This is a genomic window from Alphaproteobacteria bacterium (assembly GCA_019635875.1).
Lineage (GTDB): Bacteria > Pseudomonadota > Alphaproteobacteria > Reyranellales > Reyranellaceae > JAFAZJ01.
On sequence record JAHBYP010000002.1, the window covers coordinates 170932 to 196207 of the forward strand.

The 25276-nt window shown below is 68.2% G+C and carries 29 protein-coding genes; 13 read left to right on the top strand and 16 right to left on the bottom strand.

The features are described 5' to 3' along the window. The first annotated feature begins 99 nt into the window (after positions 1-99). The gene (locus tag KF889_06905; GenBank protein ID MBX3499158.1) at positions 100-336 is read left to right on the top strand and encodes a hypothetical protein; all 237 of its coding nucleotides are present in this window, start codon (positions 100-102) and stop codon (positions 334-336) included. Positions 337-345: 9 nt separating this feature from the next. Here the strand turns inward: KF889_06905 and KF889_06910 are convergent, their stop codons facing one another. From KF889_06910 to KF889_06930, 5 genes are all read right to left on the bottom strand, one after another. Beyond that, positions 346-1128 carry a succinate dehydrogenase iron-sulfur subunit gene (locus KF889_06910; GenBank protein ID MBX3499159.1) on the bottom strand — a complete coding sequence of 261 codons (783 nt, stop codon included), beginning with the start codon at positions 1126-1128 and terminating at the stop codon, positions 346-348. A 24-nt stretch (positions 1129-1152) separates the two neighbouring features. Further along, positions 1153-2991, bottom strand: a complete 1839-nt coding sequence (locus KF889_06915; GenBank protein ID MBX3499160.1) for a succinate dehydrogenase flavoprotein subunit — start codon at positions 2989-2991, stop codon at positions 1153-1155. A 4-nt stretch (positions 2992-2995) separates the two neighbouring features. Beyond that, positions 2996-3379, bottom strand: a complete 384-nt coding sequence (sdhD, locus tag KF889_06920) for a succinate dehydrogenase, hydrophobic membrane anchor protein (protein ID MBX3499161.1) — start codon at positions 3377-3379, stop codon at positions 2996-2998. Positions 3380-3384: 5 nt separating this feature from the next. Continuing rightward, positions 3385-3780 (bottom strand): succinate dehydrogenase, cytochrome b556 subunit, encoded by a 396-nt coding sequence (gene sdhC, locus KF889_06925; protein MBX3499162.1) that lies wholly within the window; start codon positions 3778-3780, stop codon positions 3385-3387. Positions 3781-4056: 276 nt separating this feature from the next. After that, positions 4057-4656, bottom strand: a complete 600-nt coding sequence (locus tag KF889_06930; protein ID MBX3499163.1) for a glutathione S-transferase family protein — start codon at positions 4654-4656, stop codon at positions 4057-4059. Positions 4657-4753: 97 nt separating this feature from the next. Between KF889_06930 and gcvA the strand changes: the two genes are divergently transcribed. Together gcvA and KF889_06940 are read left to right on the top strand one after the other, a co-directional pair. After that, complete coding sequence (gene gcvA / locus KF889_06935; GenBank protein MBX3499164.1) at positions 4754-5662, top strand: transcriptional regulator GcvA; 909 nt, start codon at positions 4754-4756, stop codon at positions 5660-5662. 341 nt (positions 5663-6003) lie between these two features. Next, positions 6004-6198, top strand: a complete 195-nt coding sequence (locus KF889_06940; GenBank protein MBX3499165.1) for a hypothetical protein — start codon at positions 6004-6006, stop codon at positions 6196-6198. A 6-nt stretch (positions 6199-6204) separates the two neighbouring features. Here KF889_06940 and KF889_06945 read toward each other — a convergent pair whose 3' ends face one another. From KF889_06945 to KF889_06955, 3 genes are all read right to left on the bottom strand, one after another. Further along, a complete protein-coding gene (locus KF889_06945) occupies positions 6205-7269 on the bottom strand; it encodes a MaoC family dehydratase (protein MBX3499166.1) in 1065 nt (354 codons plus the stop codon). 172 nt (positions 7270-7441) lie between these two features. Then, entirely contained in the window at positions 7442-8050 is a 609-nt protein-coding gene (locus KF889_06950) for a hypothetical protein (GenBank protein ID MBX3499167.1), read from the bottom strand. Between the two features lie 100 nt (positions 8051-8150). After that, positions 8151-9026 carry a CoA ester lyase gene (locus KF889_06955; protein MBX3499168.1) on the bottom strand — a complete coding sequence of 292 codons (876 nt, stop codon included), beginning with the start codon at positions 9024-9026 and terminating at the stop codon, positions 8151-8153. An 83-nt stretch (positions 9027-9109) separates the two neighbouring features. Here KF889_06955 and pdxY point away from each other — a divergent pair, with 83 nt between their 5' ends. The 4 genes from pdxY to KF889_06975 all read left to right on the top strand — a co-directional run bounded on the left by pdxY (position 9110) and on the right by KF889_06975 (position 11968). Then, complete coding sequence (pdxY, locus tag KF889_06960; GenBank protein MBX3499169.1) at positions 9110-9976, top strand: pyridoxal kinase PdxY; 867 nt, start codon at positions 9110-9112, stop codon at positions 9974-9976. A 10-nt stretch (positions 9977-9986) separates the two neighbouring features. Then, positions 9987-10679 (top strand): LysE family transporter, encoded by a 693-nt coding sequence (locus tag KF889_06965; GenBank protein MBX3499170.1) that lies wholly within the window; start codon positions 9987-9989, stop codon positions 10677-10679. Between the two features lie 221 nt (positions 10680-10900). Next, on the top strand, positions 10901-11290 hold the full coding sequence (locus KF889_06970; protein MBX3499171.1) for a hypothetical protein: 390 nt from the start codon (positions 10901-10903) through the stop codon (positions 11288-11290). 21 nt (positions 11291-11311) lie between these two features. Continuing rightward, entirely contained in the window at positions 11312-11968 is a 657-nt protein-coding gene (locus KF889_06975; GenBank protein MBX3499172.1) for a redoxin domain-containing protein, read from the top strand. Positions 11969-12092: 124 nt separating this feature from the next. Here the strand turns inward: KF889_06975 and KF889_06980 are convergent, their stop codons facing one another. The 6 genes from KF889_06980 to KF889_07005 form a co-directional block, all read right to left on the bottom strand. After that, complete coding sequence (locus KF889_06980; protein MBX3499173.1) at positions 12093-13532, bottom strand: tetratricopeptide repeat protein; 1440 nt, start codon at positions 13530-13532, stop codon at positions 12093-12095. Positions 13533-13615: 83 nt separating this feature from the next. Beyond that, positions 13616-15106, bottom strand: a complete 1491-nt coding sequence (locus KF889_06985; protein MBX3499174.1) for a tetratricopeptide repeat protein — start codon at positions 15104-15106, stop codon at positions 13616-13618. Positions 15107-15257: 151 nt separating this feature from the next. Next, positions 15258-16286, bottom strand: coding sequence for an aspartate-semialdehyde dehydrogenase (locus tag KF889_06990; protein ID MBX3499175.1), 1029 nt, complete (start codon positions 16284-16286; stop codon positions 15258-15260). A 65-nt stretch (positions 16287-16351) separates the two neighbouring features. Continuing rightward, positions 16352-17293, bottom strand: a complete 942-nt coding sequence (locus tag KF889_06995) for a GNAT family N-acetyltransferase (protein ID MBX3499176.1) — start codon at positions 17291-17293, stop codon at positions 16352-16354. A gap of 11 nt (positions 17294-17304) precedes the next feature. Next, a complete protein-coding gene (locus KF889_07000; GenBank protein ID MBX3499177.1) occupies positions 17305-17901 on the bottom strand; it encodes a TetR/AcrR family transcriptional regulator in 597 nt (198 codons plus the stop codon). Between the two features lies 1 nt (position 17902). Then, positions 17903-18325 (bottom strand): ester cyclase, encoded by a 423-nt coding sequence (locus tag KF889_07005; protein ID MBX3499178.1) that lies wholly within the window; start codon positions 18323-18325, stop codon positions 17903-17905. Positions 18326-18459: 134 nt separating this feature from the next. Here KF889_07005 and KF889_07010 point away from each other — a divergent pair, with 134 nt between their 5' ends. From KF889_07010 to KF889_07025, 4 genes are all read left to right on the top strand, one after another. Continuing rightward, entirely contained in the window at positions 18460-18795 is a 336-nt protein-coding gene (locus KF889_07010) for a DUF962 domain-containing protein (GenBank protein MBX3499179.1), read from the top strand. Between the two features lie 2 nt (positions 18796-18797). Then, on the top strand, positions 18798-19748 hold the full coding sequence (locus tag KF889_07015; protein ID MBX3499180.1) for a transglutaminase family protein: 951 nt from the start codon (positions 18798-18800) through the stop codon (positions 19746-19748). Beyond that, positions 19729-20139: a GFA family protein gene (locus KF889_07020; GenBank protein MBX3499181.1), complete on the top strand. Its 411-nt coding sequence runs from the start codon at positions 19729-19731 to the stop codon at positions 20137-20139. The genes KF889_07015 and KF889_07020 overlap by 20 nt, the downstream gene beginning before the upstream one ends. 74 nt (positions 20140-20213) lie before the next feature. Further along, positions 20214-22016: a thioredoxin domain-containing protein gene (locus KF889_07025; protein MBX3499182.1), complete on the top strand. Its 1803-nt coding sequence runs from the start codon at positions 20214-20216 to the stop codon at positions 22014-22016. Between the two features lie 17 nt (positions 22017-22033). Here the strand turns inward: KF889_07025 and KF889_07030 are convergent, their stop codons facing one another. Then, positions 22034-22801: an SDR family oxidoreductase gene (locus tag KF889_07030; GenBank protein ID MBX3499183.1), complete on the bottom strand. Its 768-nt coding sequence runs from the start codon at positions 22799-22801 to the stop codon at positions 22034-22036. Positions 22802-22939: 138 nt separating this feature from the next. Here KF889_07030 and KF889_07035 point away from each other — a divergent pair, with 138 nt between their 5' ends. After that, on the top strand, positions 22940-23860 hold the full coding sequence (locus tag KF889_07035) for a glutathione S-transferase family protein (protein MBX3499184.1): 921 nt from the start codon (positions 22940-22942) through the stop codon (positions 23858-23860). A 71-nt stretch (positions 23861-23931) separates the two neighbouring features. Here the strand turns inward: KF889_07035 and KF889_07040 are convergent, their stop codons facing one another. Further along, positions 23932-24561, bottom strand: a complete 630-nt coding sequence (locus KF889_07040) for a glutathione S-transferase N-terminal domain-containing protein (GenBank protein ID MBX3499185.1) — start codon at positions 24559-24561, stop codon at positions 23932-23934. Positions 24562-24634: 73 nt separating this feature from the next. On the opposite strand from KF889_07040, the gene KF889_07045 reads away from it, so the two are divergent. After that, positions 24635-25276, top strand: coding sequence for a TetR/AcrR family transcriptional regulator (locus KF889_07045; protein ID MBX3499186.1), 642 nt, complete (start codon positions 24635-24637; stop codon positions 25274-25276).

Sequence of the window (25276 nt, forward strand, 5' to 3'; positions counted from 1 at the left end):
CTCACATGTCTTGCGATCGCGTTGGCGATCGGCGCGTGCGAGCCACGCGGCGGAGGCGGGTCGGGAGAGCCGACCTCGGCGTCGGGCGGCTCGGCCGGGATGCCGCACGCCATCCGGTACGACACCCCGCAGGGACCGCAGACCTACGTGGTGCCGACGACCGACAACGCCTGCGCGCCCGAGCCGCAGCGCTTCATCTCGATCATCGGCGAGGTCACCTTTCGCGTGAAGGACTGCGTCAAGGACGAGTGGGACTACTATCCCGAGTCGCAGCGCGCCCGCATCGACGCGCTGGTGAAGCAGTGCCAGACCAAGTGCGCGGCCGCCGGCCGCTGACGCCGCCCTCTACACTGCCCGCTCGACCAGCATCTTCTTGATCTCGGCGATCGCCTTTGCCGGGTTCAGGCTCTTCGGGCAGGTCTTGGTGCAGTTCATGATGGTGTGGCAGCGATAGAGGCGGAACGGATCCTCGAGCTGGTCGAGCCGCTCTCCCGTGGCTTCATCGCGTGAATCCACGATCCAGCGATAGGCCTGCAGCAGCACCGCCGGCCCGAGATAGCGCTCGCCGTTCCACCAGTAGCTCGGGCAGCTCGTGGTGCAGGAGAAGCACAGGATGCACTCCCACAGCCCGTCGAGCCTTGCGCGCTCCTCCGGTGACTGCAGCCGTTCGCGCTCGGGCGCCGGCGTGTCGTTCTTCAGCCACGGCTCGATCGAGGCGAGCTGGGCGTAGGCGACGCTGAGGTCCGGCACCAGGTCCTTGACCACCGGCATGTGCGGCAGCGGCGCGATCCTGATGTCGCCCTTCACCTCGTCGATGAACTTGGTGCAGGCCAGAGTGTTGGTACCGTCGATGTTCATCGAGCAGGAGCCGCACACGCCCTCGCGGCAGGACCGGCGGAAGGTAAGCGAAGGATCGACCTCGTTCTTGATCTTGATCAGCGCGTCGAGAACCATCGGCCCGCAATCGGCGAGATCGATCTCGTAGGTGTCCCAGCGCGGGTTCTTGCCGTCGTCGGGGCTCCAGCGATAGACCCTGAACGCCTTGACGTTCTTGGCATCGGCGGGCGCCTTGTAGGTATCGCCATCCTTGCGGATCTTCGAATTGGCGGGCAGGGCGAACTCGGCCATCTCTTCCTCTTATGTCCGCGCTGCTCAGTACACGCGTGCCTTGGGCGGGAACGACTGCACGTCGTTGGACATCGGCTGCAGCTTCACTGGCCGGTAGTCGATGCGAGTCTTGCCGTTGTCCTCGACCCAGATGACCGTGTGCTTCAGCCAGTTCTCGTCGTCGCGCTCGGCGAAGTCCTCGCGCGCGTGCGCGCCGCGGCTTTCCCGGCGGTTGGCGGCCGAGCGGATCGTCGCCTGCGCCTGCAGCAGCAGGTTCTCGAACTCCAGCGTCTCGACGAGGTCGGAGTTCCAGATCAGCGAGCGGTCCTTGACCGAGATGTCGGGCTTGCCGCCGAACACCTTGTCGAGCTTGGCGCAGCCTTCGTCCATCGATTGCTGCATGCGGAACACGGCGCAGTCGTTCTGCATCGCCTTCTGCATGACGTCGCGCAGCTGCGCCGTGGGCGTGCCGCCCTTGGCGTGGCGCAGGCGGTCGAGGCGCGCGATGGCGTGCTCGCCGGCGTTGGCCAGCGGCTTGTGCGCGGCGCCGGCCTGCACCACCTCGCCGGCGCGGATCGCGGCCGAGCGGCCGAAGACCACGAGGTCGAGCAGCGAGTTGGAGCCGAGCCGATTGGCGCCGTGCACCGACACGCAGGCCGCCTCGCCGATCGCCATCAGGCCGGGCACGACATGGTTGGGATCGCCGTCCTTGATGGTGACGACCTCGCAGCGGAAGTTCGTCGGGATGCCGCCCATGTTGTAGTGGCAGGTCGGCAGGATCGGGATCGGCTGCTTGGTGACGTCGACGCCGGCGAAGATGCGTGCGGTCTCGGCGATGCCCGGCAGGCGCTCGTGGATCACCTTGGGATCGAGATGCTCGATGTGCAGGTCGATGTACTCGCCCTTCGGCCCGCAGCCGCGGCCCTCGCGGATCTCGATGGTCATCGAGCGCGAGACGACGTCGCGCGAGGCGAGATCCTTGGCCGACGGCGCGTAGCGCTCCATGAAGCGCTCGCCGTTGGCATTGGTGACGTAGCCGCCCTCGCCGCGCACGCCCTCGGTGATCAGGCAGCCCGCGCCATAGACGCCGGTGGGGTGGAACTGGATGAACTCCATGTCCTCGACCGGCAGGCCGGCGCGCAGCGCCATGCCGCCGCCGTCGCCGGTGCAGGTATGGGCCGAGGTCGCGGTCTGGTAGGCGCGGCCGTAGCCGCCGGTCGCCAGCACCACCATGTGGGCACGGAAGCGATGGATCGTGCCGTCGTCGAGGTTCCAGGCCATCACGCCGCGGCAGACGCCCTCGTCCATGATCAGGTCGAGCGCGAAGTACTCGATGAAGAACTCGGCATGATTGCGCAGCGACTGCTGATAGAGCGTGTGCAGGATGGCATGGCCGGTGCGGTCGGCCGCAGCGCAGGTGCGCTGGGCGATGCCCTTGCCGAACTCGGTGGTCATGCCGCCGAACGGGCGCTGGTAGATCTTGCCCTCGGGCGTGCGGCTGAACGGCACGCCGTAATGCTCGAGCTCGATGATCGCGGGAATCGCCTCGCGGCACATGTACTCGATGGCGTCCTGGTCGCCGAGCCAGTCCGAACCCTTCACGGTGTCGTACATGTGCCAGCGCCAGTCGTCCTGGCCCATGTTGCCCAGCGCCGCCGAGATGCCGCCCTGCGCCGCCACGGTGTGGCTGCGCGTCGGGAACACCTTGGTGATGCAGGCGGTCTTCAGGCCCTTGGCCGCGATTCCGAAGGTGGCGCGCAGGCCGGCGCCGCCGGCGCCGACCACCACCACGTCGTAGACGTGGTCGACGACCGTGTAGGCGCGATCGCCGATCGTGACGGTGCCCGGCGTGCCGGCCGGCTTGTTGGCCTCGTCGAGGGGCATCGCACTAACCTCCGAAAGCCATGCGGAACAGGGCGACCACGGCCGCCACCGCCAGCACGGCCGCGCCGCACTTGATGAGCAGGATCAGGCCGATCTTCATGCCCTCGCTGTGGACGTAGTCCTCGATCACCACCTGCATGCCCAGCGCCGCGTGCCACAGGCCGAACAGGATGGTCGCGATCAGCATGACCATGGTCACCGGCGAGGACACCCAGGCGCGCACATGCGCCTGGTCGGCCGGGGCGTTGAGAATCAGCGACACGGCGAACCAGCTGGTCAGCAGGATCAGCGCGACGGCGGAGACGCGCTGGTGCCACCAGTGCTGGGTGCCAGATTTGGCGGAACCCAGACCGCGGACGCGGGCGACGGGGGAGCGGAGGTCGGCCATCGGGATCACCTCACCGCGTAGGCCAGCAGCCAGGCGCCGACTGTCGCCACCACGGACCCGCCCACGACGGCCCAGCCGGAATTGTACGCGGTCTTCAGCTCGAAGCCGTAGCCGGCGTCCCAGAACAGGTGCCGGATGCCGTTGAAGAGATGGAAGAACAGGCAGAAGGTCCAGCCGAACAGGCAAATGCGGCCGACCACCGAGCCGTTGAACCAGGCGAAGATGGCGTAGGTCCCGCTCGCCGAGGAGGCCGCGCACAGCCAGGCCACCAGATAGACGATGCCCACCGAGAGCGCGATGCCGGTGCCGCGATGGGTGATCGACAGGACCGACGTGAGCTGCGGCTTGTAGACCTGCAGATGCGGCGAGAGTGGTCGCGCCGAGCGGTTGGCTGAACTCATGCCGTCCCCGAAAACCATGGCGCCGGACCGCGCGGATCGTTCGATTCAGCGTGGGATCCGGCCGACGCGGGGCAATGTACGCCTTGGCCTTGGCAAGTCAACGAAAGGGTCCGTTGCGCGGACGAACCCGGGGTCGCTCTGCGGTCCGTCGGACGGCCGGTTGCGACAACTACTATGGTTGGCAATGGCTCCAGCGGATGGGTCGGGCGCCGCGTCGGCGCGACAGTCACATCGTGCCGCAACCCGTCCGGAACTCAGTTTTCACCCCTACGGTGGTTACGGCAGCATCGCCACGTAGCCCGGCTGGCTGACCACCCGCGCCAGCCATGCGCGCACCGCCGGGAACGGGCCGAGGTCGATGCCGGCCTCGCCGGCCCGATGGGTGTAGGCGTAGAGCGCGATGTCGGCGATCGAGTAGGCGCCGGCGAGGAAGTCATGGCGGGCCAGATGGCCCTCCATCACACCCAGCGCCGCCCTGCCCTGCGCCTGGCGCGCCGGCAGCTCGGCCCGACGCGGATGGTCGGCAGGCAGATGGCGCAGGATGAAGCGCGGCGTCGCCACGTAGGGCTCGTGGCTGTACTGCTCGAAGAACATCCAGTGCAGCGCCTTCGCCCGGCCCAGGCGGTCGGACGGCACGAATTTCGTGCCCTCGGCGAGGTACCAGACGATGGCGTTGGACTCGGCGAGGAACGTGCCGTCCCCGAGTTCCAGGGTCGGGATGCGCCCGTTGGGGTTCTTGGCCAGGAACTCGGGCGTGCGCGTGGCGCCCTGCATGATGTCGAGCTCGACCAGCTCATAGGGCATGCCGAGCTGCGCCAGCAGCAGGCGCACCTTGTAGCCGTTGCCGGAATCGAGATAGTCGTAGAGCGTCAGCATCGGAATCTCCTGTCGCAACGTCAATCTCGTTCCCGCAGTTGTTGAATACAAACAGGAAGGCCTGTCGCCGAGCATCGGAATTTCCTATCCTATACCGATGCCGCGCCGCCTGCCGCCGCTCAACGCCCTGCGCGCCTTCGAGGCCGCCGCCCGCCACGGCGCCATCGCGAGGGCGGCCGAGGAGCTCGCGGTCACGCCTTCGGCGGTGAGCGAGCAGGTTCGCCTGCTCGAGGCCCGGATGGGCGTGAAGCTTTTCCACCGCCGCGCCCAGGGCGTGACGCTCACCAGCGAGGGGGCCGCCCTGCTGCCGGGGCTGACCGACGCCTTCGACCGGCTGGCCGCCGTCGGCGAGTCGTTGGGCGAGCGACGCAAGCGCACGCGCGTGGCGGTGAGTCTGTTGCCCTCGCTGGCCGCCGCCTGGCTGGTGCCGCGCCTGCGTGGTCTGCGCGTCGACCTGCCGGGCATCGAGCTGCATGTGCGTGCCGAGCGCCTGCTGGTGGACTTCACCCGCGAGGATGTCGACCTCGCCATCCGCTTCGCCGGCGGCCCGTTCCGCGATCTGGTGGCACACCGCCTGATGGGCGAGACCGTATTCCCAGTGTGCAGTCCGGCGTTGGCCTACGGACAGCGCCCGTTGCGCGGCTTCGCCGATCTTCAGCGCCACACCCTGCTGCACGACACCGATGCCCATCCACGCCAGCCCTGGATGAGCTGGCAGGCGTGGTTCGCGCGCGAAGGCCTGTCGCCCGCTGCCGCGTCGACCGGCCTGTTCTTCAACGACTCGATGGTGCTCCTGTCGGCAGCGATCGACGGCCAGGGTGTCGCGCTGGGCCGCGGCCCGATGGTGCACGAGCATCTCGCGCGCGGCCGTCTGGTGCGCGTGCTCGAGCAGGAATGGCCGGCCGAATGGAGCTACTGGGCGGTCGCGCCGCAGAACCACATGCGCCGCCCCGCCGTGCGCGACTTCGTCGAGTGGCTGAAAGTGCAGGCGATGACCTCCCCGTGAGCAATCGGCATCGTGCGGATTGTCGAAGCCGACGACAACGAGCTCGCCCATGATCGCCTCGGATACTGGCAAATCTCCGCTACACGGGCTTCGCGCGCCAGGAACATCGGTGCACACTTTTCGTTCTGCCCTTGTTGAACAGGGAGGGATACGACATGGCGGCAGGCAAGAAGGCGGTAGGGAAGAAGGCGGTAGGGAAGAAGCTCGCACCAACCGCGAAGGAGAAGGCCGCGAAGCGGCGCGCGGTGAACCTCGCGAAGTCGGCGCGGAAGCGCGCGGTGAAGAAGGCCGCGAGGAAGAAGGCTGCCAGGAAGAAAGTGTCGAAGAAGGTCGCCAAGAAGATCGCGCGCCGCAAGGTCGTTGCCAAGCGTCGCGCCGCGCGTCGCGAGTTGATCGACGCCGGCACGGACAAGCGCTACGTGCGCCGCCATGCGCTGGGCGCATCATTTGTCGAGAGCGACGACGCCGGCCGCCCGAGGGCGCAGGAGCGCCGGCGCAGGACGAAGCGTGACCAGGGCGGCCGCGGCGACCGTTAGAGCATATCAGCGCGGCATCAGCGTCCAGTAGTCGAGATCGAGCACGACCGACGGATCGGCCCTGCCGTCGGCGCCCTTGTCGGGAAAGGACGCGGCATCGGCGTTCTTCACCGCCCGGGTGCGCAGGCGCAGCGCGCCCACGTCGTCGCGGCCCTCGAGTTCGGCCTTCTCGACCACCTCCGACCAGGCATAGATCGTGTCGCCCGCCAGGGTCGGGTTGGTGTGGCTGCCGGCGTTGATCGCGGCGATCTTGAAGGCATTGGCCAGGCCGTTGAACGACAGCGCGCGCGCCATCGAGATCACGTGGCCGCCATAGATCAGCCGCCGGCCGAAGCGCGAGCCAGCCGCAAGGCGCTGGTCGAAGTGAACCTTCGCCGTGTTCTGGTAGAGGCGCGTCGCCGTCATGTGCTCGGCCTCCTCGATGGTCATGCCGTCGACATGGTCGATGCGCTCGCCGATGGCGTAGTCGCACCAGCGATGTGGCGAGCCGGCAAGCGTCGCGTCATAGCCCTCGAGCGAGAGCTCGTCCGGCACCACGAGATCGTTGGCGGCGACCGAAGTCGCGAGCTTCGGCACGCTGGCCGCCGCGACGGGGACATCCTTGTCGCGCTTGCGCACCATCACCCAGCGCACGTAGTCCAGCACCGTCTCGCCGGCCTGGTTGACGCCCTCGGAGCGCACATAGACCACGCCGCTCTCGCGGTTGCTGTTCTCGCGCAGGCCGATCACCGTGGAGCGCGCCATAAGCGTATCGCCGGGATAGACCGGCACGCCGAAGCGGCATTCGGCGTAGCCGAGATTAGCCACGGCGTTAAGCGAGACGTCGGGCACGGTCTTGCCGAAGACGATGTGGAAGACCAGGAGGTCGTCGACCGGCGCGCCAGGCAGGCCGACCGACTGCGCGAAGGCATCGGCGGACTGGACGGCAAAGCGCGTGCCGTAGAGCGCGGTGTAGAGCGAGACGTCGCCTTCGGTCACGGTGCGCGGCGTGGCGTGTGCCAGCTCCTGGCCCAGCGTGAAGTCCTCGAAATAGTTGCCGGGGTTGGTCTTGGCCGGGGCGTTGCGGGACATGGTCGCCTGCACGGGTCGGCGCCGCCTCGACGAGACGGCGCTGGTTGTGCTCGGGCGATGCTTCCCTGACCCGCCGTCGGGCGCGGCGTTGGCTTCAGCCTATAGCGGCGTCAGCCGCGTAAGTCACGGCCTGGCGTAGCCCCTTTCCACAGCGACCCGCGCGAAGTCCGCGCTACTTGCGCAGCCGCTCGGGCTGGAACTGGGTCATCCCCGCGGGGTTGACGTGGGTCGCGATCTGCAGGTTCTGAGACTCGACCTTGGTGTCGTAGCCCGAGCCGTCCGGCTTTTGCCGGCGCATGATGATCTTGTGATACATCGGCCCGGTGTTCGTGCCCTTGGTGCGATCGGCATCGCTCCAGTGCTTGGCCCAGATGTCGCAGCCGTTGCCGTTCTTGCGCAGTTCGACGTAGGCGCCGGGCGCGACGCCGGAATTGGAGAGATTGTAGCCCCAGATCGGCCCGTCAAATCCCACCGCGTCGGCGAACGACTTCAGCTCGCCCTTCCACTTTTGCTGGGTGTTCTTGTTGCCGTAGCCCCGCGCCGTCGTGACATAGCACACGCCGTAGAGGACGCGTCCCTTGGCGCGCATGAAGTGCTCGTTGACAAAGCTGCCGAAGGCCGCCGAACGCTCCGGCCACGACACGGAGTCGGCGCCGCCGAAATTGTGGTAGCCGAATAGGCCATTGTCCGTCTGATAGACGATCGCCTGGCAGCCATCGAGGCTGGGAAAGCCGAGGCCGGACGGATCAAAGCCGACTTCACGCTCACCAAGGTACCGCATGATCGAAGCCTCCCGCAGTCCCACCCCCGCTCGAGATAATGCATGCGCACGCCCTGGATGGCCACACGAACAGCTCGCCCCAAGTCCGGCGAGCGTCAAGCTACGCCGCGAGTTCCTGGATCGCTGCCGCCAGCGCAAGCTGGCGCTGAGCCTGCTCGACATGCAGGTTCTCGATCATGCGGCCGTCGACCGTGACCACGCCCTTGCCCTCGGCGCGCGCCTTCTCGAAGCCGGCGACGATCCTCTCGGCCATCGCCAGCTCGGTGGCGCTGGGCGCGAAGATCTCGTTGCAGGGCTGGACCTGGGTCGGGTGGATCAGCGTCTTGCCGTCGAAGCCGAACTCCAGCCCCTGCCGGCACGACGCCTTGAAGCCCTCGATGTCCTGGATGTCGTTGTAGACGCCATCGAGGATCGCCAGCCCGTTGGCGCGCGCGGCGAGCAGGGTGAGGCCCAGCGGCACCACCATCGGCAGCCGCACAGGCGTGTGCTGCGCGCGCAGGTCCTTCACCAGATCGTTGGTGCCCATGATCAGGCAGGCCAGGCGCGGCGAGGCGCCGGCGATCTCCTCGGCCCTGAGGATGCCGCGCGGGGTCTCCATCATGCCCCACACAGCCATCGACGAAGGCGCGCCGGCGGCGTCGAGCAGGGCGACGACGTTGGCGACGTCGGCGGCGATTTCGAGCTTCGGCACCAGGATGGCATCGGCCCCCGAGGCGGCGATCGCCGCGACATCGGCGCGGCCCCATTCGGTGCCGAGACTGTTGCAACGAATGACGATCTCGCGCCTGCCATAGGCCCGGCTCTTCGCCGCCGCCACGACGTTGGCGCGCGCGGCCTCCTTGGCGTCGGGCGCGACCGCATCTTCAAGGTCGAAGATCAGCGCGTCGGCCGGCAAGCTGCGGGCCTTCTCCAGCGCACGGGTATTGGCGCCGGGCATGTAGAGCACGCTGCGGCGCGGGCGGACTGTCGCTGTCATCGTCGTGAAATCTTCTCCCCGCTCTGGGCGAGGGAGACTATATATCGACGGGGGCCGGGCAATGCCATCGCCGGCCGACGGTGATGCGCGTCCTATCGATCCAGTCCCACGTTGCCTATGGTTATGTCGGCAACCGCGCCGCGACTTTCCCCTTGCAACGGTTGGGCCATGAGGTCTGGGCCGTGAACACGGTCGAGTTCTCGAACCACACCGGCTACGGCGCCTGGAAGGGCCGGGTCGCCGCGCCCGAGCAGGTGCGCGACGTGATCGCCGGCATCGCCGAGCGCGGCGCCCTCTCGAGCTGCGATGCGATCCTCACCGGCTACATGGGCGACGCCGCCCTGGGCGAGGTCGTGCTCGAGGCGGTGGCGATGGTGCGTGCGGCCAATCCGCGCGCCGTATGGTGCTGCGATCCGGTGATCGGCGACATCGATCGCCAGGTCTATGTGCGGCCCGGCATTCCCGAGTTCTTCCGCGACCGCATCGTGGCGCTGAGCGACATCCTGACGCCCAATCATTTCGAGCTCGAATGGCTCAGCGGCCGCAAAGTCTCGACCCTCAAGGACACAATGTCGGCGGCGCGCAGCCTGATGCGCGCCGGGCCGCATCCCTCGATCCTGCTGGTGACCAGCCTACGGCGCAGCGATGCGCCCGCGGGAACCGTCGAGATGCTGGCGCTGACGCACGAGGCCGCGTGGCTGGTATCGACGCCCGAGCTCGCCTTCCCGATCGCGCCCAACGGTACCGGTGACGCGGTGGCGGCGCTGTTCCTCGCGCATTGGCACGCCCATCGCGACGTCGGGCGTGCACTGGAGGAGGTCGCGGCCTCGATCTACGCCGTGCTCGAGGCGACCCTGGCCTCGGGCGACCGCGAGCTGCGGCTGGTGACGGCGCAGGACATGCTGGTGTCGTCGCCGCGGCGCTTCAGCGCCGTGCAGCTGGACGCCTGAGGCGCGGCGCGTGTCGGGACTGGGACTCGAGCCCCTGCTGCTCTTCATCGAGGGCGCGATCATCGGCTTCCTCATCGCCGTGCCGGTCGGTCCCGCCGCCATCCTCTGTATCCGCCGCACCATCTCGACCAGCATTGTCGCCGGCGTGGTCACCGGCATCGGCGCGTCGCTGGGCGACACGCTGTTCGGCGCCGCCGCCGCCTTCGGCCTGACCTTCGTCAACGACTTCATCGTGCGCAACGAGGCGTGGATCCGCGGCGTTGGCGGCGTGGTGCTGTGCGTGATGGGCTGGTCCTACATCACCCATCGCCCGCCGAGCGTCGGCGATCCGGTCGCCGCCGACCGCGCGCATCCCTATCTCACGACCGCGCGCTTCATGAGCTCGAGCTTCTTCATCACCGTGTTCAATCCGCTCACCGTGATGGCCTTCGGCGCCGTCTTCGCCAGCCGCGGCCTGAGCAATGTCGGCAGCGACCTGACGGCGGCACTGGTGCTGATCGCCGCCGTCTTCGTCGGCGCCTTCGCCTGGTGGACGTCGCTCTGCGGCATCGCCTGGGTTGCGCGCGTCTGGTTCACGGGCGGCGGCCTGATCTGGCTCAACCGCGTCTCCGGCATCGCGCTCGCCGGCTTCGGCGTCGCCGCGACGCTGTCGCTCCTGCCGATCAACTGGCGCTGGTTCGGCGATACGCTGGGTTTGAACTGAGCTTTCCCGTCGTCCTGAGCGCAGCGAAGGACCTCGCGGTATCGCGGCCACCTTCAAGCGCAGTTTCCCTTCGCACCATCGCGAGGTCCTTCGCTGCGCTCAGGACGACGCGGGTGGAGTGCACCGATACGGGCGAAGCGGTTCACGGCAATGTGAGGCTGGAGGCTTTCGCCGATCTCGGCCGTCGCGCTAGCGTCCGCCGCAACAGGAGGTGCCCCATCATGACAACCATTCTCACCGACCGCGGCGACGCCCAGGTCGACGCGCGCGACGGCCTCAAGGTCAGCACCGCCGACGCCGAGCGCGCGACCGGTTGGACGCTCAAGCCCGAGGGCATGTGCCGCGACGAGATCTGCGTGCCGTTGCCGGCCGGCACGGCGAATGACGGCCGCGTCGATCTCGCCGCCTTCTGGCGCCATCTCGGAAATCCCGTGCTGTCCAGCGAGTCGGGCGATGTCTGGATACTGGGCACCGGCGTCGAGGCGCGTCGCGCCGCGCTGGAGGAGCTGGAGGCGCCCGACTTCACCCTGCCCGATCTCGCGGGCACGCCGCACACGCTCTCCTCGCTGCGCGGCAGGAAGGTGTTCCTCGCCACCTGGGCCAGTTGGTGAGGCTGCAGGTTCGACTTGCCCGTGTGGCAGCAACTGTACGAAGAGATCAGAGGCACCGGCACGATGGTCGTGGCCATCGCCGAGGAGAGCCGCGGTGCGGAGCACGCCCGGCAATGGATCGAGCACGCGAAGGCCGAGTACTGGTGCCTGATCGACACCGATCATCGCGTCGCCGATCTCTACGGCATGGTCAACGTGCCGCAATCGGTGTGGATCGACGAGCGGGGCCGCATCGTGCGGCCGCCGGAGACGACAGGCTCGACCGACCATTTCCGCCGCATGGACCTGAAGACGCGCACCATGGCGCCGGAGGACCAGGCGGCGCGCAACGCCGCGCGCGCCGCCTATCTCGACGCGGTGAAGGCCTGGGCGACAACGGGCAAGCACGCGCTGCCGGCCGACGCCGCGCGCAGGCGCCTGCCGGCCAACACGCCGCAGATCGCCGAGGCGCACGCGCATTTCAGGCTCGGCGTCTGGCTGCGCGCGCAGGGCCGCGCGGCGGAGGCCGACCGGCATCTGGGCGAGGCCAGCCGGCTGCATCCCGATTCGTGGAACATGTGGCGCCAGGCGGCCGATCTCGAGGAGGTCGGCAAGGCCAGTGGCCCGGTCTTCTGGCAGCGGGTCCAGGCGCTGGGCGCCAAGCCCTACTACCCGCCGCCCGATTTCACGCCGGTCTGAGCAGGCCGCGTCGTCCTGAGCACAGCGAAGGACCTCGCGATCGAGCGGTCAAGGACTTGCGGCGCCGGATGGTCCGCGGCGCCGCCCGCATTCGATCGGACCACCGCGAGGTCCTTCGCTGCGCTCAGGACGACGTGGGAGCAGCCTTTTTCAGCGCTTCGATCTCCGCCGCGACGCGGGCGAACACCGGATCCCAGTCGCCCGGCGTGGTCTGGCGGAAGATGCGCAGGCTGGGATACCAAGGGCTGTCCTCGCGGCGCTGCTGCCAGCGCCAGTCCTGCACCGTGGGCAGCAGCAGCCAGGTCGGCATGCCCATGCCGGCGCCGAGATGAGCGATCGGCGCGTCGATGGTGATCAGGAGGTCGAGCTGCTCCAGGGCGCTGGCCGCCTCGGCGAAATCGAAGATGCCGCGGCCGACATCGTGTACCAGGCCGCTGGCGCCGTGCGCCAGGATGTCCTTCTGGTGCGTGCCGCCCTGCAGCGAGAAGAACAGCAGCTCGGGATCGCCGGCCAGCGCCATGAATTGCGCGAACGGCACCGATCGCTGGCGATCGAGCGCCTGGCCGGGCATCGCCGCCCAGTAGATGCCGGCACGCAGTTTGGCGCGCGGCAGGCGCCCGAGCTTGATGCGCCCGCGCTCCGGCGGCAGCAGATAGGGCTCCGTCGACATCGCCGCCGGCACGTCGACGCCGCACAGATGCGGCAGCGACAGCAACGAGGCGTGCAGGTCGAACTCCGGCAGCTGCTCGCCCTCGGCGACCACGCCATCGAGATAGTCGAGCCGCGTCAGCAGTTCCTTGAGCAGCGCCTGGCAGAGCACCAGCACCGTGGCGCCGCGCCGCTTCAGCTCGCGCGCGTAGCGCACGAACATCAGCACATCGGCCAGGCCCTGCTCGGGATAGAGAAGGATGCGCTTGCCGGCCGGATCGTCGCCGGTCCAGGCCGGCTGGCGGAACTCCGGCGCCGGCACATCGTCGAGCTGCTTGCGCCACTCGTACTCGGAGAAGCCGCGCACGAGGTCGCCCTGCGTCAGCCGGGTGATGGCGATTTCGACGCGCGCGCGCTTGTTCTGCGGGCTGAGCGCCAGCGCCTTGGACAGGCAGGCCAGCGCCTCGTCGGCGCGGCCCAGATCGCGCAGGCAGAGGCCGAGATTGAAGAAGCCCTCGGCGTAGTCGGGCTTCAGTGCCACCGCCTGCAGGTGATGGCGCACCGCCTCGCGGGTGCGGTTGGCGACGCGCAGGGCGTTGCCGAGGTTGGAGTGCAGCGCCGGGTTGTCGGGGTCGAGCTCGAGCGACTGGCGGTGATGGGCGACGGCAGCGTCAAGCTTGCCGATCAGGCGCAGCGCCACGCCGAGGTTGTTGTGCAGCTCGGAATTGTAGGGCTTGGCCGCCAGCAGGCGCAGGTAGGAACTGATCGCCTCGTCGAGCCGGCCGGCGCGATGCGCCGCCGCCGCCAGCCGCATCTGCTGGTGGAAGCTCTCGTCCTCGGTGCGAAACAGCGCGATCGGCTGCTCGGCCAACGAGATGTCGGCGTCACCGTTCTCCAGGGCCGAGTTGTCCTTCACGGGGCAGGGTTCTTTCCGGCAAGAGCCGAAGTGGCACGCTAAGGTTACACCCTATTCCAATGGATTCGGCGAGGAATTTCCACTCAGGCCCGCCGGACCTCGGCCACATGGCGGGCCAGTTCCTGGGCCGCGCGCTCGAAGACCTCGTCCCAGTCGCCCGGCTTCTTCTGCCGGAACAGGCGCATCGAGGGGTACCAGGGCGAGTCGTCTCGATCCATGAAGTAGATCCAGTAGGTGTTGAAGTTCACCAGATCCCAGATCGGCACGCCGAGGCTGCCGGCAAGATGCGCCACCGAGGAATCGGTCATCAGCACCAGGTCGAGTTGGCGGAGCGCGGCGGCGGTGTCGGCGAAATCGTCGAAGGTCGAGCCGAGATCGACGATCAGCGGATGCGGCGCGAGCTTGCGGTACTCCTCGAACGGCGGCCCCTTCTGCAGGCTGAACAGCTGCACCCCTGGCACCTCGGCGAAGCGCATGAAGCGGTCCAGGGTCACCGCCCGCCTGAGGTTGCCGCGGAAGGTGACGCTGCCCGACCAGACGATGCCGACCTTGAATTTCGAGCCCGCAGCGGCGATGCGCGGCAGCGCCCTGGCGCCGGCGCTGGCGGGGATTGTCAGCCTGACCGGTGGCGGGATGTCGTCGATCGAGCGCGTGTAGCGGCCGAGCAGGCTCATGATCGGCATCGCCAGGTCGTGCGGCGGTACCTTGTCCTTGGTCGAGGCCAGCTCGTGGCAGCCCTCGACGTCCCTCACCAGCCGCATCAGGTCGGGCTGGCAGCGCAGGATCACCTTGCCGTCGAGGCCCTTGAGCCTGGGCAGATAGCGCAGGGCGAAGAGCGTGTCGCCGAAGCCCTGCTCGGAATAGACCAGGAGGGTGCGGCCCTCGAGCTTCTCGCCGCGCCAGATCGGAGCCGATGTCGGCGAGACATAGCTGCCGAGCTCCTGCAGCTTCCAGCGCCATTCATAGTCGTCCCACGCCTGGCGGCTGAAATCGCCCAGCCGCAGCGAGCAGATGGCGCGGTCCCAATGCGTGTCGACATGGCCATCGTCCATCTCCAGCACGCGATCGAAGACGCGGCGCGCTTCCAGCGGCATGCCGCCTTCGGAGAGCGCCACGCCGTAATTGTGCAGCAGGCCGGTCGACATGGGATCGAGCGCGATGGCGCGCTGATGCGCCGCCCACGATTCCTCGAAGCGCTCGAGATCCTTGTAGGCGTTGCCGAGATTGCCCTGCACGCCGGCGTCATTCTCGTCGCCCTCCAGCGCGCGCGTGTAGCAGGCCACCGCCATGTCGGGCCGCTTGGCCTTGCGGTAGACAACGCCAAGATTGCCCCAGGCGACGCGGTTGGTCGGCTGCACCGCCAGCACCCGGCGGTAATCCGCCATCGCGCCGTCGAGGTCGTCCTTCCTCTGCTTCTCGAAGGCGTCGCGCAGCCAGCGCTTGATGTCATCCGGCGCGGCCGGACCACGCTGCGGCTGCTGTTGAGCGGCGGACTTCGGCGCCGCCGGCAGCGAGGGGACAGTCGCTATGGGGGCAATGCCGCGCGGCGAGAAGTCGGCCGGAGAGGAAGACATATCGCACGATATCTACCTTCCCCCGGAGGGGGAAGGTGGTGCGCGCAACGCGATGGATGGGGAATGTCGAAGACGGACTCCGGTGTTCGTCTTCGACATCCCCCATCCGCCCTGCGGTCACCTTCCCCTTCCGGGGAAGGGTGATTGACGGCTACGCCGCCTTGCGCAGCATCTGGCCCTTGATGAGATGCTCGGCGATCTCGATGGCGTTGAGCGCCGCGCCCTTGCGCACGTTGTCGCTGACCACCCACATGTTCAGACCGTTCTCGACCGTCGCATCGGTACGGATGCGGCTGACGAAGACGCCGTCCTCGCCGGCGATCTCGATCGGCGTGACGTAGCCGCCGTCCTCGCGGCGATCGAGCACGCGCACGCCCCTGGCGCGCGACAGGATCGCGCGCGCCTCGGTCTCGTCGATCGGCCGCTCGAACTCCATGTTCACGGCCTCGGCGTGGCCGACGAAGACCGGCACGCGCACGCAGGTCGCGGTGACCTTGATCCTGGGGTCGAGGATCTTCTTGGTCTCGACCACCATCTTCCACTCTTCCTTGGTCGAGCCGTCCTCCATGAAGACGTCGATGTGGGGGATGACGTTGAAGGCGATCGCCTTGGTGAACTTCTTCGGGTCGACCGGGTTGGAGACGAAGACTCCCTTGGACTGGTTGAAGAGCTCGTCGAGCCCTTCCTTGCCGGCGCCCGACACCGACTGGTAGGTCGACACGACCACGCGGGTGATCGTCGCGGCGTCGTGCAGCGGCTTGAGCGCCACCACCATCTGGATGGTCGAGCAGTTGGGGTTGGCGATGATGCCCTTCTTCGTCCAGCCGGCGATGGCCTGCGGATTGACTTCGGGCACGACCAGCGGCACGTCGGGGTCCATGCGGAAATGCGAGGTGTTGTCGATCACCACCGCGCCGGCCCTGGCCGCGCGCGGGCTGCTCTCGGCCGAGACCTTGGCGCCGGGCGAGGACAGCACGATGTCGATGCCCTTGAAGTCGTAGGTCGCGAGGTCCCGCACCTTCAGCTTCGCCGAGTCTCCGAACGAGACCTCCTTGCCGACCGAGCGCGAGGAGGCCAGCGGCACGATCTCGTCCGCCGGGAATTGCCGTTCGGCGAGGATGTCGAGGAAGGCGCGACCGACGTTGCCGGTGGCGCCGACGATGGCGACCCTGTAGCCCATGACCTGACGCTCCAATTGGGAGCCGGCGGTGTAGCCGTGCGCCCGGGGCTTGGCAAGCCGGCGGCTCAGCGCCAGTCGTCGATGACGAAGCAGTCCGCCCGGTTGTGGCCGGGCGCGTCGGGCCGGTGCATCGCCACCCCTTCCAGGGTGGTCTCGAAGCCATGCTGGCGCATGATCTTGTAGGCCTCGGACCGCGCTACATTGATGCCCGCCAGGAGCTGTCTGGACCCCTTCACTTGTGCCAAAGCCTCGCAGGCCGCCAGCAGGCGGTCAAAACGCCGGACAGCATCGTGGTCCGGACGGGTGGCGCCGAATTTGATGAAGGTGGTGCCTGAGCCGGCCTCGCTGCCGGCACCCTGATGGCAGATCGCGAAGGCGACCAGATCGCGGCCCTCGCGGACCAGCACCGTGTCTCCGATGCGCTGGTCGCACACGGCGCGGATCTCGCCCGTCACGTCGAGGCCGGGATAGATCGCCTCCGTCAGCGCCCGGCAGGCCGCCAGGGTCGGCGCCCGCAGGGGCCGCGGCATGGCCGAGAAGGTCGACCATTGCCCGCCGCCGGCAGCGCCGCCGACCGCCTTGGCCATGACCGGCGTCAGCGCCTGGCGGCGGAAGCCGAACTTCTCGTACAGCGCGATGTGCTTGGGGCTGTCGGGGAAGGTGAACAGCGCCGCCTGGCGCGTCCCCCAGCGGGCGAAGAGATCCATGGTCGTGTCGAGCAGGCGCCGGGCGATGCCGCGATCCCACAGAGCGGGCCGCACGGTGAGGGGCCCGAAGAAGCCGAAGCTGCCCCAGTTGGCGGCGAAGTTCGAGCCGACCAACTCGTCGCCGGCATAGGCGCCGAACGCCGCCGATGGCTCCGCCCACCATCGCGTGGCCACGAGATCGGCATCGCCCATGAAGGATTCCGGCCTGGGCAGGCCGAGGAAGGTGCCGAAGGCGACACGGAAGATGCGGTCGGCCTCGGCCACGTCGCGCCCATCGAGCGGGCGGATTGCGATATCCATTGTCGGTCCCCTCAATCTGCCTTGCGCGCCGCCGCCACCAGGGCGCGGATCGCCCAGCGCTTCACCCGTCGTGCCTCTGCATCGTCGACCTGCAGCACGTCCTTGAACACCACCATCGCCTCGGTGCCGATCACCAGCGCCAGCGCGTGCCGCAGATTGGCCAGCGCCGCTGGCTTGAACTCCTTGCGCGCCGGCTCGAGCGCCGCATCGATTAGCGGCGTACGCCGGTTCTGGCGCACCGGTGCGTCACCATTGCCCTCGCCACGCAACTTGCGTTCCAGCGAATGGATCAACATGCGCCGCAGTCCGGGCTCATTGGCCGTGAGCATGGCATTCATTGTCGATTCGACGAGATCGAGACGCGCCACGGGATCGGCGGGCGCATTGCTGCCAAGAATGGCATCGGCCTCGGGTAACGCGATGTCGAGCGAGGCCTCAAGCAGCAGTGCGTCGGCGCTCGGAAAGTAGCGATAGGCGGTGGCGCGCGAGACCATCGCCTCCTCGGCGATCTGCTCGAGGCCGGGCGCGCCGCCCTGTTTCATCAGCCGCGCCGCCGCCTGCAGCAGGTCCTTGCGCGTGCGCCGGCGCTGGTTGGGGCGTTCCGCCATCTCAGTCCTGCGGCAGCTGCTGCATGATGGCGGCGAGATCGACCCAGACGTTTTCGCGCTTGATGTCGCCATTGCCGGCAAACTCGATGACGTGCAGGAGGCGGAACGCCAGCGGCCGGTCCCTACCCTCCAGGCCGAAAGGCCGGCCGCGGGCGCGGCCCTTCCACAGCGATTCATCGATCAGAAAATCCACGCCGTAGAGCCGACGCAGGCATTCGACCTTGCCGTCGGCGAGATCGGCGAACAGCGCATCGTAGAACGGCTTCGTAGCGTCGCGGCCACGCGCCGGACCGGTCGGCCAGCCGACCACGTCGTGCTCGACATCGGGCGCCAGTGTCTTCAGCACGCCTTCGATGTTGTCGGTGGCTTCGAAGCGGAAATGCTCGTCCATTCGGCGGTCCATTTCCGCGCGCGTCATCGTCATTACCATTGCCCGCCTCCCATATTGATACAATGTATCTATAATGAGACTACTGTCTCATGTCAATACGCCGTCTCAACCACGCGGCGGCACCGCCATTATGCTAGTGAACCGGCTATCAGCTTCGGGAGGACGCGATGGCCGGCAAGCTGCAGACCTACGCCGAATTCTGGCCGTTCTATCTACGCGAGCACGCCAGGCCGCAGACGCGCGGCATCCACTACGTCGGCACGATCCTGGCGCCGCTGGTGCTGGTCTGGGCGGTTGCCACCCAGCAATGGTGGTGGCTGCTGGCCGTGCCGGTGTTCGGCTACGCGCCGGCCTGGTTCGCGCATTTCTTCGTCGAGATGAATCGGCCGGCGACCTTCACCTACCCGGTGTGGTCGCTCATCTCCGACTACAAGATGTTCGGCCTGTTCGCCACCGGCCAGCTCGGCAAGGAACTGATGAAGCATCAGATCCGTTCGCCCTGACCATGCGCTTCCTGCTGCGGCACAGGACGACCTACCGCTACGCCAGGCCGGTCAACCTCGGGCGCCATCGGCTGATGATCCGCCCGCGCGATTCCCACGAGATGAAGCTGCACGAGGCGACGCTCGGGCTCACGCCGCCGGCCGCAGTGGTCTGGCAATACGACGTCTTCGGCAACAGCGTGGCGCAGGTCGAATTCGCCGAGCCTTCGGCCGAGCTCACGATCGACAGCACGCTGGACGTCGAGCGCTTCGCCTTCGTCGATGTCGAGCATCTCGTGGCCGAGCATGCGCGCACGCTGCCCCTGGCCTATTCGGCCGAGGAGATCCGAGACCTCGCCGGCCTGCAGGAACGGCACGTGCCGGATCCGGATCACGTCATCGACCAATGGGCCAAGGGCTTCCTCGTGATGCCCGAGAACGGCGGCGGGCTGCCCGATACCTTGCAGGTGCTCAGCGCCATGACCGAGGCCATCAAGGCCGATTTCGAGTACCAGGCGCGCGACGCCTATGGCACGCAGAGCCCGCTGGAGACGCTGGAGAGCAAGCGAGGCACCTGTCGCGACTTTGCCTATCTGATGATGGAGGGCGCGCGCAGTATTGGTCTCGCCGCGCGCTTCGTCAGCGGCTACATCTACGACGGTTCGCGCGATCCGGCGGCGGACGGCGGCGCCGAAATCGTCGGCGGCGGCGCCACGCACGCCTGGGTGCAGGTCTACATCCCAGGCGCCGGCTGGACGCATTTCGATCCGACCAATGCGCTCCAGAGCGACGCCGAGCTGATCCCCGTGGCCATCGTGCGCGAGCCTGAGCAGGCCTCACCGGTCAACGGCTCGTGGGAAGGCGCGGCCGAGGATTTCCAGGGCATGGAGGTTGAAGTCACGGTCACCTTGCGGCAGGAAATGTCACCCGACACACCTGCTTCAGGAGGAACCGATGGCGACGCAAAAGCTTGAAGGCGGCTGCCAGTGCGGCGCCGTGCGCTATCGCATCAGTGGCGAGCCGGTCTTCGCCGCGATCTGCCACTGCTCGATGTGCCGCCGCGCCGGTGGCGCACCGGCCGTGGCCTGGGCGATGTTCGGCGAGGACCAGGTCGAGTTTCCCATGGACAAGCCCAGGACCTACGCCTCCTCGCCGCCGGCGCAGCGCGGCTTCTGCCCGCATTGCGGCACGCCGATCAGCTTCACCGCGACGTTCATTCCCGGCCTGATCGACATCACCATCGGCAGCCTCGACGATCCGGCGGCGATTGAGCCCCAGCTGCACTACTGGGACAGCCGGCGCCTGCCGTGGATGAAGTTCGCCGACGGCCTGCCGGTCTTCCCGGAGCTGCCGCCGCAAGGCTGATCAACAGCGCGTGACCGCGCGGTCGGCCCGGCGCGACCGCGCGTATTCTCCCGGTCACGATCGCGGGGGATCGCATGCGCGCATTTCGGCAAGTCCTGGCCCTGTTCGCCCTGCTGCTGCTCGCGCCGCCGGCGCAGGCCGACGGGGACCCCGGGACCCATCCCATCGGCTGGCAGGACTGGGGGCCGGCGATCTTCGAGCGCGCCGCGCGCGAGGACCGCTACATCGTGCTGCACATGGCGGCCGTCTGGTGCCATTGGTGTCACGTCATGGAAGGCACGACCTACCGCGACCCCGCCGTGCTGAAGCTGATCGGCGAGAAGTACATCCCGGTGCGCGTCGACCAGGATTCCCATCCCGAGCTGTCCTACCGCTACGAGAGCTGGGGCTGGCCCGCCACCATCATGTTCGACAAGGACGGCAACGAGATATTCAGGCGCCAGGGCTATCTGCCGCCGGACCTGTACGTGAAGCTGCTGGCCGCGGTGATCGAGGATCCGTCGGCCCTGCCCGCCGCCGGCCCCGACGCCACGGCGGATGCCGGCCGCCATGCGCTCGACGAGGCGACGCGGCGCAAGCTCGAAGCGAACGTCCGCGGACAGCTCGACAGCGAGAACGGCGGCTTCGGCCGCGTGCACCGCTTCATCCACGCCGACACGCTGGAGTTCATGCTCGATCGCGGCCGCGGGCTGAAGCGCAACCACGATCGCGCCTTCTACGCTTCGGTCACGCGCAGGACGCTCGACGGCGCGCGCCGGCTGATCGATCCCGCCTGGGGCGGCATGTACCAGTACTCCGACATGCTCGACTGGTCCTCGCCGCACTACGAGAAGCTGCTGAACATCCAGCGCGACGCCATCCGCGCCTACATTCTGGCCTGGCAGATCGACGGCAACGCTGCCGACCTCGCCGCCGCGCGCGACATCGCCCGCTGGCTGATGCAGCGCATGCGCTCGCCCGAAGGCGCGTTCTATGTCAGCCAGGACGCCGATCTCGATCGCACCGTCACCGGCAAGACGTTCTACGCGCTCGACGATGCCGGCCGCCGCAGGCTCGGCCGCGAGCCGACCATCGATCGCAACCTCTATGCCCGCGAAACCGGCTGGGCCGCCGCTGCGCTGGCGACTCTCCACGACGTCACCGGCGAGGCCAGCTACCTCGATGCCGCGACGCGCGCCGTCGACTGGGCGGCGGCGAACCGTCGCGCGCCCAACGGCGCGTTTGGGCATGCGCGCGCGGCCGACGACGACACGCATCTCGGCGACACGCTGTCGATCGGCGAGGCGGCGCTGGCGTTATGGCGTTCCACCGGCGAACGGCGCTGGCTGACCCTGGCGATCGACACCGCGCGCGCCATCGACATGCAGTTCCGCGACGCCGAGGGCGGCTTCGTCGTGCGCCAGCCCGACCCGGGTGCCATCGGCGTGTTGCGCAAGCCGGTGAAGCAGGTCGACGAGAATGTCGCCGTCGTACGCTTCCTCAATCTCGTGCGCCACTACAGCGGGGACAATACGTTCGACGCGGCGGCGCGCCATGGCATGGCCTGGCTTGTGGCGCTGGCTGACAACGACATCGTGCTGCCGGGCGCGGCGATCGCCGACGCCGAGTTGTCGCGCGAGCCGATGCACGTCACCATCATGGGCCGCAAGGACGATGCCGAGGCGCAGGCGCTGTATGCCGCGGCGCGCCGCTATCCAACGCGCTACCTTAGGATCGAATGGATCGACAGGCGCGAAGGGCCGATGCCCAATCCGGATGTCGAGTATCCCGACCTGCCGCAGGCCGCGGCCTTCGCCTGCGCCAACGGCGCCTGCTCGCTGCCGGTATTCGCGCCCGGCGAGATCGCCGCCATCGTGCGGCGCGTCGAGGACCGCTGACGCCGGCGGTCCCACAATCAGACGTGCTGGCCGCCGTTGATCTGGATCTCGGCACCGGAGACGTAGGACGAGCCGGACTCGCAGAGGAAATGAATGACGTCGGCGACCTCGTCGGTCGTGCCCAGCCGGCGCATCGGGATCTGCTCGGCAACGATCTTGTCGGTGCCAGGCGAGAGGATCGCGGTGTCGATCTCGCCCGGCGCGATGGCGTTGACGCGAATGCCGCGCGGGCCGAAATCATGCGCCATCTCGCGCGTCAAGGCGGCGAGCGCCGCCTTGGAGGTGGCATAGGCCGTGCCGGCGAAGGGATGCACGCGCGAGCCGGCGATCGAGGTGACATTGACGACGCAGCCCCGGGCCGCCGAGAGCTCGTCGATCAGGCCGCGCGCCAGCATGACGGGCGCGAAGAAATTGACGTTGAAGACGTGCTGCCAGAGGTCGAACGGGGTGTCGACCGCACCCAGCCGGGCGCCGCCCGGCGCCTTGGGCGAGATCGCCGCGTTGTTGACCAGGGCGTCGAGCTTGCCGTCGCCCAGCTTGGCGCGGATCATCTCGACGCCGCGGCCGATATCGACCGGGTCGGCGAGGTCGAGCTGCACGTGGTTCTGGCCGCCGCCGGGCCACGGGCAGAGCGCGCTGAAGGGCTGGCGCGAGATGGTGATGATGCGCCAGCCGGCCATGCCGAAGCGCTTGACCGTGGCGTGGCCGATGCCGCGGCTGGCGCCGGTGAGCACCAGGGTCTTGGTATTGGCGGCAGGCGAGGCTTGCGGCGCGGCGCTGGCCATGGCGGTCTCCGGGACAGGCCCCTGATGTGAGGCCAGTCGCCGCCCGAGTCAATCGCCGCCCGCCCAATCGTTGCTCGAACGCATCCCGGGCGGCCGCTATGGTCGTATCCGATGTGCAATCAGAGCGGAAAGAGAGCGATGGCCGACATCATCCTGCACCACTACCCGACCTCGCCCTACGCCGAGAAGACGCGGCTGGCTTTCGGCATCAAGGGCATCACCTGGAAGTCGGTCATCATCCCCAACATCATGCCCAAGCCCGACCTGATGCCGCTGACCGGCGGCTACCGCAAGACGCCGGTCATGCAGATCGGCGCCGACATCTACTGCGACACGCAGATCATCATGCGCGAGATCGACCGGCGCTTTCCGGCCATGAGGCTGAAGCCGGCGGGGCTGGAGGGCGTCACCGAGGCGCTGTCGTTCTGGGCCGACCGCACCTTGTTCTGGGCCGGCGTCGGCGTGGTCATGGGCCAGATCGGCGATCAGCTGCCCGATGCCTTCAAGAAGGATCGCAGCGCGTTCTCCGGCCGCAACTTCGACGCGGCCTCGCTGAAGGCCATGGTCCCCGTCGTACGCGACCAGTTCTATGCCAGCCTCTGCCATGCCGAGGCGATGCTCGCCGATAAGCGCCCGTTCCTGCTCGGCGACCAGCCCACCCTGGCCGATGTCGCGGTCTACAACCCGGTGTGGTTCGTGCGCCAGCGCCTGTCGCCCACCGCGGCGCCGCTCGACCGCCTGCCGCTGATCGGCGAATGGGCCACCCGCATGGCGCGCTTCGGCCATGGCGTGAACAGCGAGCTGAGCGGCCCCGACGCGCTCGAGATCGCCCGCGCCGCAGCGCCCGACACACCGGCCGGCGTCGACGCCGGCGATCCCAGCGGCCTGAAGGCCGGCGCGACGGTCTCCGTCACGCCCGACGACACCGGCAAGATCCCGGTCAGCGGCGAGCTCGTGACGCTCAGCGCCCACGAGATCGCCGTGCGCCGCAGCGACGAGAAGACCGGCGAGCTGGTCGTGCACTTCCCGCGCGCCGGCTACGTCGTCACGGCGGCTTAGTCTTTGGGAGCGCCGGCGTCCCGCCGGCATCATGAGAAGAGCCGGCGAGACGCCGGCGCTCCCAGGAAGACTCATGCCGCCTTCGCAACCTCCGCCTTGTACAGCGCGAACTCCTCGCCGACGGCGCGCGCCACGGCGGGGCGCTTGAGCATGCGCTGGTGATAGGCCTGCACCGCCGGCCAGGCGGCGAGGTCGACGCCGGCATAGGGCGCCCAGTTGAGCACCGTCGTGAGGTAGGCATCGACGATGGTGAAGCGATCGAGCATGAAGGCGCGGCCCTCGAGATGCGTCTGCAGCAGGCCCAGCCGCAGACCGGCCTTGTCGCGCACATAGGCCTTCATCGCTTCCGGCGCCTGGCGATCGAGCAGCGGCACGAACAGCGCCTTGTGCAGCTCGGTGCCGATGAAGCCCAGCCATTGCTGGGCCTGGGCACGCTCGTCGCCTCCGGCCGGCATCAGCCCGGCGGCCGGGAAGCGATCGGCGATATACGGCAGCACCGCGGTGTTCTCGGTCAGGATCGAGCCGTCGTCGAGGCGCAGCGCCGGCACCTGGCCCATCGGGTTGACGGCGAAGAAATCCGAGCCATCGGCGACCTTCTTGCGCCGCGTGTCGACCTGGGTGAAATCGACCGGTGCACCGGCCTCGTAGGCGGCGATGCGGGTGGCGAGCGAGCAGGCCATGGGGGCGAAATAGAGATTCATCGTCGAACCCTCCTCGATTGATTTTTGTACTATCGAGGATATAAATAACCCGAGTCAACGAATTTTGTCCGATATGGTAAAAAAAGACGAGAGGCGTCCGCGCGGCCGGCCGCGCGCCTACGACCCCGAGCGCGCCATGGACCGCGCCACGGCGACCTTCTGGCGCGCCGGCTATTCGGCGACCTCGCTCGACGACCTGACGGCGGCGACGGGCATGAACAAGCCCAGCCTCTACGGCGCCTTCGGCGACAAGCGCGCGCTCTATCTCGCGGCCCTCGAGCGCTACACCGAGGCTGGTCGCGTCACCATGGTCGAGGCGCTGCGCCCCGATCTTCCGCTGCGCGATGGATTGCAGCGCGTCTACGACTCGGCGCTGCGGTTCTACCTGCCGGCCGATGAAGCCGCGCGTGGCTGCTTCCTGATCGGCACGGCAACCACGGAATCGGTCGAGGATGCCGACGTGCGCAAGCGGTTGCGCGATGCGCTGAGGCTCTATGACAGCGTCTTCGAGGCGCGTCTCGCGCAGGCCCGCGAGCAAGGCGAGATCGCCGCCGACGCCGATCCTGCCGCCTTGGCGAGGATTGCGTCGGCAGTGATGCACACGCTGGCCCTGCGCTCGCGCGCCGGCGATCCCGAGACCATGCTTCGAGACATCGCGCGGGCCGGAATTGATCTGATCTGCGTGCCCGAACGCAGACGGCCAAAGCGACGGTGA

Bases quoted from the DNA above. Each gene is read 5' to 3' on its own strand.
- KF889_06905 (MBX3499158.1), top strand. From the start codon at position 100: ATGCCGCACGCCATCCGGTACGACACCCCGCAGGGACCGCAGACCTAC.
- KF889_06910 (MBX3499159.1), bottom strand. From the start codon at position 1,128: ATGGCCGAGTTCGCCCTGCCCGCCAATTCGAAGATCCGCAAGGATGGC.
- KF889_06915 (MBX3499160.1), bottom strand. From the start codon at position 2,991: ATGCCCCTCGACGAGGCCAACAAGCCGGCCGGCACGCCGGGCACCGTC.
- sdhD (MBX3499161.1), bottom strand. From the start codon at position 3,379: ATGGCCGACCTCCGCTCCCCCGTCGCCCGCGTCCGCGGTCTGGGTTCC.
- sdhC (MBX3499162.1), bottom strand. From the start codon at position 3,780: ATGAGTTCAGCCAACCGCTCGGCGCGACCACTCTCGCCGCATCTGCAG.
- KF889_06930 (MBX3499163.1), bottom strand. From the start codon at position 4,656: ATGCTGACGCTCTACGACTATCTCGATTCCGGCAACGGCTACAAGGTG.
- gcvA (MBX3499164.1), top strand. From the start codon at position 4,754: ATGCCGCGCCGCCTGCCGCCGCTCAACGCCCTGCGCGCCTTCGAGGCC.
- KF889_06945 (MBX3499166.1), bottom strand. From the start codon at position 7,269: ATGTCCCGCAACGCCCCGGCCAAGACCAACCCCGGCAACTATTTCGAG.
- KF889_06950 (MBX3499167.1), bottom strand. From the start codon at position 8,050: ATGCGGTACCTTGGTGAGCGTGAAGTCGGCTTTGATCCGTCCGGCCTC.
- KF889_06955 (MBX3499168.1), bottom strand. From the start codon at position 9,026: ATGACAGCGACAGTCCGCCCGCGCCGCAGCGTGCTCTACATGCCCGGC.
- pdxY (MBX3499169.1), top strand. From the start codon at position 9,110: ATGCGCGTCCTATCGATCCAGTCCCACGTTGCCTATGGTTATGTCGGC.
- KF889_06970 (MBX3499171.1), top strand. From the start codon at position 10,901: ATGACAACCATTCTCACCGACCGCGGCGACGCCCAGGTCGACGCGCGC.
- KF889_06985 (MBX3499174.1), bottom strand. From the start codon at position 15,106: ATGTCTTCCTCTCCGGCCGACTTCTCGCCGCGCGGCATTGCCCCCATA.
- KF889_06990 (MBX3499175.1), bottom strand. From the start codon at position 16,286: ATGGGCTACAGGGTCGCCATCGTCGGCGCCACCGGCAACGTCGGTCGC.
- KF889_06995 (MBX3499176.1), bottom strand. From the start codon at position 17,293: ATGGATATCGCAATCCGCCCGCTCGATGGGCGCGACGTGGCCGAGGCC.
- KF889_07000 (MBX3499177.1), bottom strand. From the start codon at position 17,901: ATGGCGGAACGCCCCAACCAGCGCCGGCGCACGCGCAAGGACCTGCTG.
- KF889_07005 (MBX3499178.1), bottom strand. From the start codon at position 18,325: ATGACGATGACGCGCGCGGAAATGGACCGCCGAATGGACGAGCATTTC.
- KF889_07010 (MBX3499179.1), top strand. From the start codon at position 18,460: ATGGCCGGCAAGCTGCAGACCTACGCCGAATTCTGGCCGTTCTATCTA.
- KF889_07015 (MBX3499180.1), top strand. From the start codon at position 18,798: ATGCGCTTCCTGCTGCGGCACAGGACGACCTACCGCTACGCCAGGCCG.
- KF889_07020 (MBX3499181.1), top strand. From the start codon at position 19,729: ATGGCGACGCAAAAGCTTGAAGGCGGCTGCCAGTGCGGCGCCGTGCGC.
- KF889_07025 (MBX3499182.1), top strand. From the start codon at position 20,214: ATGCGCGCATTTCGGCAAGTCCTGGCCCTGTTCGCCCTGCTGCTGCTC.
- KF889_07030 (MBX3499183.1), bottom strand. From the start codon at position 22,801: ATGGCCAGCGCCGCGCCGCAAGCCTCGCCTGCCGCCAATACCAAGACC.
- KF889_07035 (MBX3499184.1), top strand. From the start codon at position 22,940: ATGGCCGACATCATCCTGCACCACTACCCGACCTCGCCCTACGCCGAG.
- KF889_07040 (MBX3499185.1), bottom strand. From the start codon at position 24,561: ATGAATCTCTATTTCGCCCCCATGGCCTGCTCGCTCGCCACCCGCATC.
- KF889_07045 (MBX3499186.1), top strand. From the start codon at position 24,635: ATGGTAAAAAAAGACGAGAGGCGTCCGCGCGGCCGGCCGCGCGCCTAC.